The sequence below is a fragment of the Rhodopirellula sp. JB055 genome, from assembly GCF_043100905.1.
Classification (GTDB): domain Bacteria; phylum Planctomycetota; class Planctomycetia; order Pirellulales; family Pirellulaceae; genus Rhodopirellula.
This window is the reverse complement of record NZ_JBICHO010000444.1, coordinates 1-9565: the sequence shown is the minus strand read 5'-3', so window position 1 is coordinate 9565 and position 9565 is coordinate 1. Positions and strand designations below refer to the sequence as shown.

Sequence of the window (9565 nt, the reverse complement as noted above, 5' to 3'; positions counted from 1 at the left end):
TACTATTCTATAGACAAACAAGACTGAACCAGAGAACAAAAGAGAGTGGTCGCGACCTCACTCCTATCTCGTAAAAGCACCAGACGTCGCCTGATTCACGAGAAAAAGTCTACAGACCTGCTCTGGCCTTAGACCGCTTCTCAGTCGCTTTCGCAGTGGAAGGCAACGCGAATGCGCCGTTCACACGAAGACCGCAACGCTCAATAAAACGCCACTAGGTAAGAACCCTCATCCTTTTTGTGCGATGATTCACTTGCCAATGCACAGTTTGCCTGTAACTTTGGCGAGGCCTAATGCAGGAGCACTCCCCGCTATCTCTAAATAGCGGGGAGGACCACCTTCCTGTGTTTCGTATGTTTCTCTTCTCAAACGGTGGTTTCCTCCATGGATTCTCTTTCGAAGCTTTTGGCGTTGGCTCTGGTAGCGGTTTCATTGACCGTCACAGGTTGCCCATCCAGCACCTCGGAAACGGTGACGGACCCGAGCCAAATGACTCCCGAGCAGCAGGCTGAACAAGACGCCTATCTCGAGGAAATGGATCAGTAGCGATCGCGACTGATCTGACTCTATTTTCTTCTTGGGTGCGGGCTGCGCGAGTCGCCTCGACAACTGGGTCGGTACCCTCGGCATTTTTTAGGATTTCTTTGATGAACTCAAAAAACAGAGGAGCCTTCACGCTGGTGGAGCTCCTGGTCGTGATCGCCATCATTGGCGTTTTGGTGGGGCTGTTGCTGCCCGCCGTCCAAGCCGCTCGCGAAGCCGCCCGGCGAATGAGCTGCAGCAACAACTTCAAACAGATGGGACTGGCCGTCCACAACTATCACTCGGCATTCAACGCACTGCCGCAGCAAATGACCGGGACGAATTACACCACGACAGCGGACTCTGCCAGAACCCAGCGTCTGTACTTGAGCGGTTTGGTCGGCTTGACCCCGTTCATGGAACAACAGGGCATCTGGGAAACGGTTACCAACCCGTACCAACTTCCCGGTGGTGGCATGCTGATCAACCCTGGACCTTGGCGAACCGACTTTCCCCCGTGGATGACCAACATCCCAACACTTCGCTGCCCCAGCGATCCAGGTGTTGGCCTGCCAGCTCTTGGGCGATCCAACTTCGCTTTCTGCCTTGGTGATGCGATTGAATTGGTTCACTCCGGTGGTCGCAACGAACGCGGAATCTACGAAGACGGCGGCATCAACTCCGGGGAAGCCGGTATCAAAGGCCGTGCAACGAACGACAACAACAATTGGGCCTCACTGGCGCGTTCACGAAACCGCGGGATGTTCTGGTCACGCCACCAACTCAAGTTCCGCGATTGCTTGGACGGTTTGTCCAACACCATCGCCATGGGCGAAGTCGCTACAACCATCGGTGCCCGTGAGTTGATCGCGGAGTTCCAACTCAACGCCGGATCCTCAGCGATCACCGATCCAACGTTTTGTGATGGTGGCGTGGACCCAGCCCGTCCTCAATTCTGGCTTCCCAATTCCGCGTTGCCAGGCAACCTGGGAACCGGCAATCAAATCCGAGGTGGACGTTGGGCCGATGGACGGATCCAGTACACGTCGTTCCAAACCATCAAGCCACCCAACTCGCTGAACTGTTTCTCAGGCAACGACGCCAGTCAAGGCATCTCGTCGTGCAGCAGCCGCCACCAAGGTGGTGCCCACGTCTTGATGGGCGACGGTGCCGTCAAATTCATCACCGATAGCATTGACACTGGCAACCAGCAATCGGCCCCTCTTATCGACGGCGCCAAAAGCGTCTACGGCATCTGGGGTGCTCTGGGCACTCGCGGTTCGAAAGAGATCATCGACACCAGCGACATCTTCTAGGCCGCGTCAAAGAACGAACTCGCTCACGTCGGCTTGCCAAACGTCAGCGAACATGACAACGTCCCCGGCACAATCATTTGTGCCGGGGATTTTTCATGGAGCCACCCAGATGAGCCAAACCACCAACGATCACGCGTCCACCTTCGACGCTCTTTGCCAAACCTTTCGCGACGCAGCCAAACTCTCCACCACCGCCGACCTGTTGGAATGGGACGAACGCACTGGAATGCCACGCGGCGGCAGCGATTACCGCGCCGAACAGGTCGCCCATCTGCGCGGGTTGGTTCATCGCCTGCAACCCGCCCCCGCGATTGAAGAACAACTCGCGTCCCTGGCCGACTGGGATGCGGCCAGCGATCCGCACAGCGACATCGGAGCGACGCTGAAATGCCTCGCCGACGACTATCGCCGCCAATGCAAACTGCCCAGCGACCTGGTTCAGCGAACCGCTTCGTGCTGCGTTCGCGGGCAAGGCCAATGGGACGCTGCACGAAAGGCAGATGACTACGCCATGTTCCAGCCCGTGTTGGACGAAATGCTTTCGCTCAAACGAGAAGCCGGCGAACTGCTGAAATCGGACAACCAAACGGTGTACGAGGCGTTGCTAGACGAATTCGAACCGGGCGCGAAAGCGGCCGCCCTGACCGATACGTTCGCGGACTTGCGAAGCGAACTGGTGACGTTGATCGGTGAGATCAAAGATTCATCAAGGCAAGTCGACACGTCGTTGATCACACAAAAGTTCCCCACGGAATCCCAACGCGCCTTCTCACTCGTGCTGGCCCAAGCCATTGGATTTGATTTCAATCGCGGCCGACTGGATGAAACCTCTCACCCGTTCTGCACCACGCTTGGCCCATCCGATTGCCGGATCCTGACTCGCTACGAGCCAAACTTTTTGCCGACCAGCATCTTTGGAACACTGCACGAAGCCGGGCACGGGCTGTACGAACAAGGCATGCGAGATGACTGGTTTGGATTGCCCCCCGGCAGTTACGCCTCCCTGGGTATTCATGAGTCCCAATCCCGAATGTGGGAAAACTTGGTCGGCCGAACCCTCCCGTTCTGGGAACACTTCACACCTCAGATTCAACAGCACTTTCCGGCACAATTGGGCAGCGCCACCGCGGCCGATTTGCATCGCTGTTTCAATGCAGTGTCGCCATCATTGATTCGTGTCGAAGCAGACGAAGCCACCTACAACCTGCACATCATCGTGCGATTCGAATTGGAACAAGCCTTGATCAGCGGCGAACTTTCTACAGATGATCTGCCCGTCGCCTGGGCGGATGCCTACGAACAAGTCATCGGTGTGCGACCACCATCAGCCGCCGACGGTGTGTTACAAGACGTTCACTGGAGCGCCGGTTTGATCGGCTACTTCCCGACGTACACGCTGGGAAATTTGGCAGCGGCACAGTTGTACAACGCGGCCAAGGATTCACTCGGCGACATCGACTCCATGGTTCGCCAAGGCAACTTCACACCGCTTCGAGAATGGTTGGTCAAGAACGTTCATGAGCTTGGCCGCACACGAACCGCAGACGAACTGGTCGAGCAAGCCAGCGGCAAACCACTCACAGCGAAACCACTGATCCAAAGCCTGCGAACCCGCTACAGCCAAGTCTACGACCTCTCTTAGATACCTTCGACCTCGCCTAGATCGTGGCATCGACATCCAGCCTGTGATTTGCGTTGACTCTGATCTGCGTTGACCTTGATCTTCACAGTGCAGACACGAAGCGAGCACCGAGTAACCTCGGTGCCTGACGACCATCGACGGAGTCCGAATTCTGGCGAATCCGGCTACGAAGAGAGTCCGAATCCTGGCGAATCCGGCGACGGAGAATTCGCGGCGAGCTACTTCTTGCCCTTCGCTTCGATCTTGCCCCAGGTATCACGCAGCGGAACGATGCGATTGAACACCATTTCGTCGCCGGTCGAATCAGGATCCACGACGTAGTACCCCAGTCGCTCGAACTGGACACGATCGCCAACGGCGGCTTCCGCCAAAGCGGGCTCCACATGCGCGGTCAACGTGGCCAGCGAATCCGGGTTCAAGTGATCCAGGAACGATCCTGTCTCCGAGGACGCATCCGGGTTCTCGACGTTGAACAATCGGTCGTAATTTCGCACCGTCACTTTCTTGGCTTGCTCTCGACTGACCCAGTGGATCGTGCCTTTGACCTTGCGGCCGGAGGTGTCTTCGCCGCTCTTCGTTTCGGGATCGTACGTGCACAGAATTTCGGTGATGTTTCCGTCCGCGTCTTTGACCACGTCGTGACAATCCACGATGTATCCAGATCGCAAACGAACCGCCCCGCCCTTCTTCAACCGGAAGAACTTGCGAGGTGCTTCTTCGCGAAAATCGCCCGACTCGATGTACAACTCACCACTGAATGGAATCTCGCGACTGCCCGCGGATTCGTCTTCGGGGTTGTTGATTGCCTTCATCATCTCGACCTTGCCTTCGGGCCAGTTCGCGATGGTCAGTTTGACCGGATCCAACACAGCCATCCGCCGCGGGGCGACCGAATTGAGATGTTCGCGAACAGCATTTTCCAAGCGAACGACATCGATCGTGCTGTTGAATTTTGCCACACCGATGTCCGCGCAAAACGCTCGAATGGATTCAGGCGTGTAGCCGCGGCGGCGCAAACCAACCAAAGTCGGCATCCGAGGATCGTCCCAACCGGTGACGTGTTTTTCCTTCACCAATTGCAACAACTTGCGTTTGCTCATGACGGTGAAGGTCATGTTCAAACGAGCAAACTCGATTTGGCGAGGGTGATGAATGCCGAGGTTTTCGCAGTACCAATCGTAAAGCGGGCGATGGTGTTCGAACTCCAACGTGCAAATCGAAAACGTGATTTTTTCCAGGGAATCCGATTGCCCGTGAGCCCAGTCGTACATCGGATAGATGCACCATTTGTCACCGGTCCGGTGGTGCGGCACATGAGCGATTCGATACATCACCGGGTCACGTAGGTTGATATTCGGTGCGGCCATGTCGATCTTGGCCCGCAACGTCTTCTCACCATCTTTGAACTTGCCCGCCTTCATCGCACGCAGCAGTTCCAGGTTTTCCTCTGGCGTGCGATCACGATGCGGCGAGTTCTTGCCCGGTTCGGTGAGCGTGCCTCGATAGGTGCGTGTCTCTTCGGCGTTCAGATCACACACGTAGGCCTTGCCATCTTTCACCAGTTGTTCGGCCCACTCGTAGAGTTGGTCAAAGTAGTCACTGGCGAAGTGCAAGTTGTCCCACTCGAAACCCAACCAACGCACGTCCTCTTGGATCGAATCAACGTACTCCGTGTCTTCCTTGACCGGGTTGGTGTCATCGAAACGCAAGTTGCATGTGCCGTTCAATTCTTTGGCCAACCCAAAGTTCAGGCAGATACTTTTCGCGTGCCCAATGTGCAGGTACCCGTTGGGTTCCGGCGGAAACCGCGTGGCCACTCCGTCGAAGCGTCCACTCGCCAAATCCGCGTCAATCGCTTGGCGAATGAAATGCTTGGACGGCGTTTTATCGGGGGTGGCCGAGTCAGATGGTTCGGGTGCGTTCACGTCTATTCGCCGGTACGAAGGATCAAAAGGAGCCGCATTGTGACGCGATTGCTCAAACGTTGAAAGGGTAGAATTGCCGCTTCGGTTTGCTCCCGCTTGGCACCGGAAACACGCCGCAAAACAACCAGACACGGTGCTGGAACCGGAGGTTCATTCCCGGAGGTGTTCCCCGATTCCACAACGGCCGCAAGGGGTCGGCTAGGCTATCGGTGTCATCCGTTGTCCCCGGCCCATTTTCCCCGGCCCATTGTCCCCGGCCCATTGTCCCCGGCCCATTGTCCTCGGCCCATTGTCCTCGGTATTGAAAAAGGATCCCCGCTCGTGAGCTCTGCCCCAAACCCTCGTTCCAAGTCAGCCGTTGATCGTCGCCAATGGTTGAGCTACGCCGCCTTCGGCAGTGCCGCTATCGCCGCGGGATCCGCACAAACCCCGACGACTGCCGCCGCGGCGCCGATCCCTGCATCCGCGCCCAAGTATTCCTTCAAAAAGTCGATCAACCTGTGGGCGTTTCCCTATCCGGACAAAATGTCTCTGAAGGAGTGCTTGCAACTGGCCAAGGACGCAGGGTTCGACGGCATCGAACTGAACTACGACCTCGACAGTGATCTGTCACCGAAATCGGGAACCAAAGAGTTCACCGAGATCCGCAAGATGGCCGACGACATCGGAATCGAAATCAGTGGCGTGTGCTCGTTCCTGTTTTGGCCTTACCCACTGACCAGCAACGACCCTGCAGAGCGAGCCCGGGGAATGGAACTGGCCGGCAAAATGACTCAAGCGGCGCATGACCTGGGCACTGAAAATCTGCTGGTGGTTCCAGGTGCCGTGCACATGCCATGGCGAGAGGACCACGACCCGACGCCCAACGACGTCTGTGACCGCCGGGCTCGGGAGGCGATTGGCAAACTGTTGCCGCAAGCCGAGAAACTGAACGTGAAGTTGAACATGGAGAACATCTTCTTCAACGGTTTTCTGATGTCGCCGATGGAGATGGCGGACTTCGTCGACAGCTTTCAAAGCGATCACGTGCGAGTGCACTTCGACACCGGGAACATCATGGAGTACCAATTCCCGGAACACTGGATTCCTATCCTGGGCGATCGAATTCAGAACGTGCATTTGAAGGAATACACGAAAAAGGGATCCGATCACTCACTCGAAGCGTTTCGGCCGTTGCTCGATGGCACCACCAATTGGCCTGCGGTTTTGGAGGCCTTTGACACGATTGGTTACGACGGTTACCTGACGTTCGAGTATTTCCACCCGTACGCCCATTTCCCCGAAGCGTTGATCTATCAAACGTCTGATTCGCTGGACCGGATGCTGGGCCGCGACCGCCCCCAATTGGCCTGAATTCGCCATTGAGGCCAATTCATCTTCCTCTTTCTGGTTTCCCGGTGCCGCTCAGGTTGCATTGGGGCCACCTGGCTCGTTGGTTTGGGGCCAGAAATTGCTCGGCAAACCGGCGGGCGAGCAGTTTCATGCGCAAACCGAGTTTTCAGGTTGACAAAAATTCGATTTGATCACTGAAAGCCGTGTTGACACTGGTTGTCTGCAATTCGTATTGCCAACCTCGCTAGGAAGGTTTTCGTGCTGACTCATTGGGGAATTCCCGTCATGAAGATGGAATTCACTGAGGAGACCAGTTCGAAACGCGGAACACTCCTGTGTTCACGGCCGACAACCAGTCCACCGAGTGTGAGTCTGGGCGAGAGCTTTCCGGCACTTTATGGATTTCATGTCTCACGCGAAGAAGGAGAGTCGCGTTGAACCGCTCGTACCATCCGCCCAGGCGGAACCGGTCATGTCCCGAGGGACAGGCCAAGGATGAATTGGGTCACTCGATGGCCTCGCCGACACGCGCCTCTGCTGAAGAGGCCTCTGCCAAGGAACCGTTGATGACAACGCCGGAATCTCGATGGCGACGCAAGGTCACACGCCCCTTGGTGTCGCTGTCCATTGCCTCGTTGCTGTCGACCGTGGTCGCAGTCCCGAACGCATCGGCCCAAATCGCATTGCCCCCAATCGATACGCCCGCGAAAGCGGACGCGACATCGAAACAGACGCCTGCCTCGTTGCCGTTGGCTGTCCGTCGCACGGAAACGTTGCGATTGGTTGCTGCCGGACGCGCCGCACTGGACAAGGGCGATGTCAAGAACGCTTACCTGCTGGCTCACCAAGCCCAATCCTTCGGATTGAAAGAGCATGAATTCCAACCCGGCGACGCTCGCCCCTGGCAATTGCTTCTCGACTCGCAAGCCGCCGCTCGTCGGACCGGCTTGGACCTGAACGCTCTGACCAAGGAAGCTGCCAACCCGATCAAACAAACCAGTGGGCAAACCACTGCCGGTGCACCATCCATGGTGCAACAAGCCGGCGGTACCAGCCCAGTTCCTGGTGGCATCGCTCAAGTTCAAGCGACGGCACCACTGGGCAACTCCGAAGGCGATCGTCTGTTCCGCGAAGGAATGGATCTGTTGTCCCAAGGAAAGAAAACCGACGCACGACAAGCGTTTGTGAAAGCCTGGACGTTTGAGTCCGAACTGGACACACAAACGCGACGCGCCCTGCAAGACAAGCTGACGTTGTTGCAACCGTCACGTTTGCCTTCGCCATCGGCGGATCAACCGCTGACGGCAATGGACAAAGCCGAACTCGAAGCCCAACAGCAAACCCGTCGTTTGTATCGCGAGATCACAACGGAATTGTCCAAGGCCAACGAGAAACGCACCGACGCACCAATGGATGCGGTCGACGATCTCGAACGTCTTCGTCGTCGTGTCGAAGGTGCCAACATCGACCAAGCCTCCAAGGCATCGCTCGCCGCGATGGTCGACCGTGCTTTGACGGATCAAAAGACCTACGTCGAGCAGCATCGAGCAGAAATTCAACTGGACCTCGCCAACGCGGCCGTTCGCGAAGAAATGGCGACCGACGCCGCGAAAGAAGCGCGCATCGACGATGAAATCTCATCGTTGGTCGAAACCTTCAATGATTTGATGGAAGATCGTCGCTTCGCAGAAGCGGAAGTGATCGCGAAACAAGTCGGTGAACTGAAACCCGGTTCGCCAATCGCCCAAAGCATGTTCCACAGCAGCCGCATGGGCGTTCGCATCCAAATGAACGAAGAGATCAGTGCGGACAAGGAGGACAATTTCAATCGTGAAATGCTCGCCATCGACCGCGCCTCCGTTCCACAGAATCCCGATCGTCCGTTCGAGTTCCCTGGAATTCGAACTTGGGAAGAACTGTCCCGTCGACGATTGCAGGGCGACGCTGATTCCAGCCTGACGCCTCGCGAACAAGAGATCAAACGCAAACTTGCGACCGAAGTCGAAGTCAAATACCGCGATCGTCCACTGGGCGAAGTCCTGAATGATTTGTCGAACATGACCGGTGTGCCGATCGTGATCGACAACCGAGCCTTGGCCTCCATTCGCATGAGCCGTGAGACCCCGGTCTCGCAAAACATCTCGACGCGAATTTCGCTGAAGAGTGCTCTGAACATCATCTTGGGTGACCTCGACCTGACTCACGTGATCGACAACGAAGTCCTGAACGTGACCAGCAAAGCGGCTCGCCAAGAAATGGTGGAACGCCGGACGTACCGAGTCGCTGACTTGGTCACGCCCATCCCGAACTTCATCACTGGTTACGACGATGGTTTGCGTGGTGCGTTGCGAAACGCCTACCAAATGATCAACCCGCAAACCGATGTCCAAGTCGTACCAGTCTCGGCATCGGGGTTGGGCGGTTTCGCTGGTAACAATTCAGCGACATCGATGAGCCCGAACATGCTGGGCCAGTACAACACCGGCGGCAGTTTCGGCTCGGCTGGCGGATTGGCATCGCCCAGCAGCCCCAGCGGTTTGGGTGGACAATCCATGGCTGACTTCAGCCAACTGATGCAGTTGATCCAAACAACGATTGAACCGGAATCGTGGGAAGCACTCGGGGGCGTCGGCACGATGGCTCCGTACCCGCAAAACTTGTCGCTGGTCGTCAGCACGACGAGCGATGTGCACGACCAAATCGTTGACTTGTTGGAGTCGCTTCGCCGCCTGCAAAACCTGCAGATAACGATCGAAGTTCGCTTCTTCACGTTGTCCGACACGTTATTCGAACAAATCGGAATCTACTTTGACTTGCAGTTCGTCGTG

General features: G+C 56.6%; 6 protein-coding genes. 5 read left to right on the top strand and 1 reads right to left on the bottom strand.

Annotation, left to right across the window (positions count from 1 at the left end):
- Positions 1–384: 384 nt before the first annotated feature.
- The 3 genes from ACF8AM_RS17440 (at position 385) to ACF8AM_RS17430 (ending at position 3480) form a co-directional block, all read left to right on the top strand.
- Entirely contained in the window at positions 385–546 is a 162-nt protein-coding gene (locus ACF8AM_RS17440; protein WP_392556870.1) for a hypothetical protein, read from the top strand.
- 101 nt (positions 547–647) lie between these two features.
- The gene (locus ACF8AM_RS17435; RefSeq protein WP_392556869.1) at positions 648–1838 is read left to right on the top strand and encodes a DUF1559 domain-containing protein; all 1191 of its coding nucleotides are present in this window, start codon (positions 648–650) and stop codon (positions 1836–1838) included.
- A 109-nt stretch (positions 1839–1947) separates the two neighbouring features.
- Positions 1948–3480: a carboxypeptidase M32 gene (locus ACF8AM_RS17430; protein ID WP_392556868.1), complete on the top strand. Its 1533-nt coding sequence runs from the start codon at positions 1948–1950 to the stop codon at positions 3478–3480.
- Positions 3481–3698: 218 nt separating this feature from the next.
- On the opposite strand, the gene ACF8AM_RS17425 is transcribed toward ACF8AM_RS17430, so the two are convergent.
- Entirely contained in the window at positions 3699–5405 is a 1707-nt protein-coding gene (locus tag ACF8AM_RS17425) for a glutamine--tRNA ligase/YqeY domain fusion protein (protein ID WP_392556867.1), read from the bottom strand.
- A gap of 321 nt (positions 5406–5726) precedes the next feature.
- On the opposite strand from ACF8AM_RS17425, the gene ACF8AM_RS17420 reads away from it, so the two are divergent.
- Both ACF8AM_RS17420 and ACF8AM_RS17415 read left to right on the top strand, forming a co-directional pair.
- Positions 5727–6758, top strand: a complete 1032-nt coding sequence (locus ACF8AM_RS17420; RefSeq protein ID WP_392556866.1) for a sugar phosphate isomerase/epimerase family protein — start codon at positions 5727–5729, stop codon at positions 6756–6758.
- 545 nt (positions 6759–7303) lie between these two features.
- Positions 7304–9565 (top strand): hypothetical protein (locus ACF8AM_RS17415; protein ID WP_392556865.1); only part of this gene is annotated, 2262 nt, incomplete at its 3' end.

Coding starts and splice junctions, on each gene's coding strand:
- ACF8AM_RS17440 (WP_392556870.1), top strand. CDS start 385: ATGGATTCTCTTTCGAAGCTTTTGGCGTTGGCTCTGGTAGCGGTTTCA.
- ACF8AM_RS17435 (WP_392556869.1), top strand. CDS start 648: ATGAACTCAAAAAACAGAGGAGCCTTCACGCTGGTGGAGCTCCTGGTC.
- ACF8AM_RS17430 (WP_392556868.1), top strand. CDS start 1,948: ATGAGCCAAACCACCAACGATCACGCGTCCACCTTCGACGCTCTTTGC.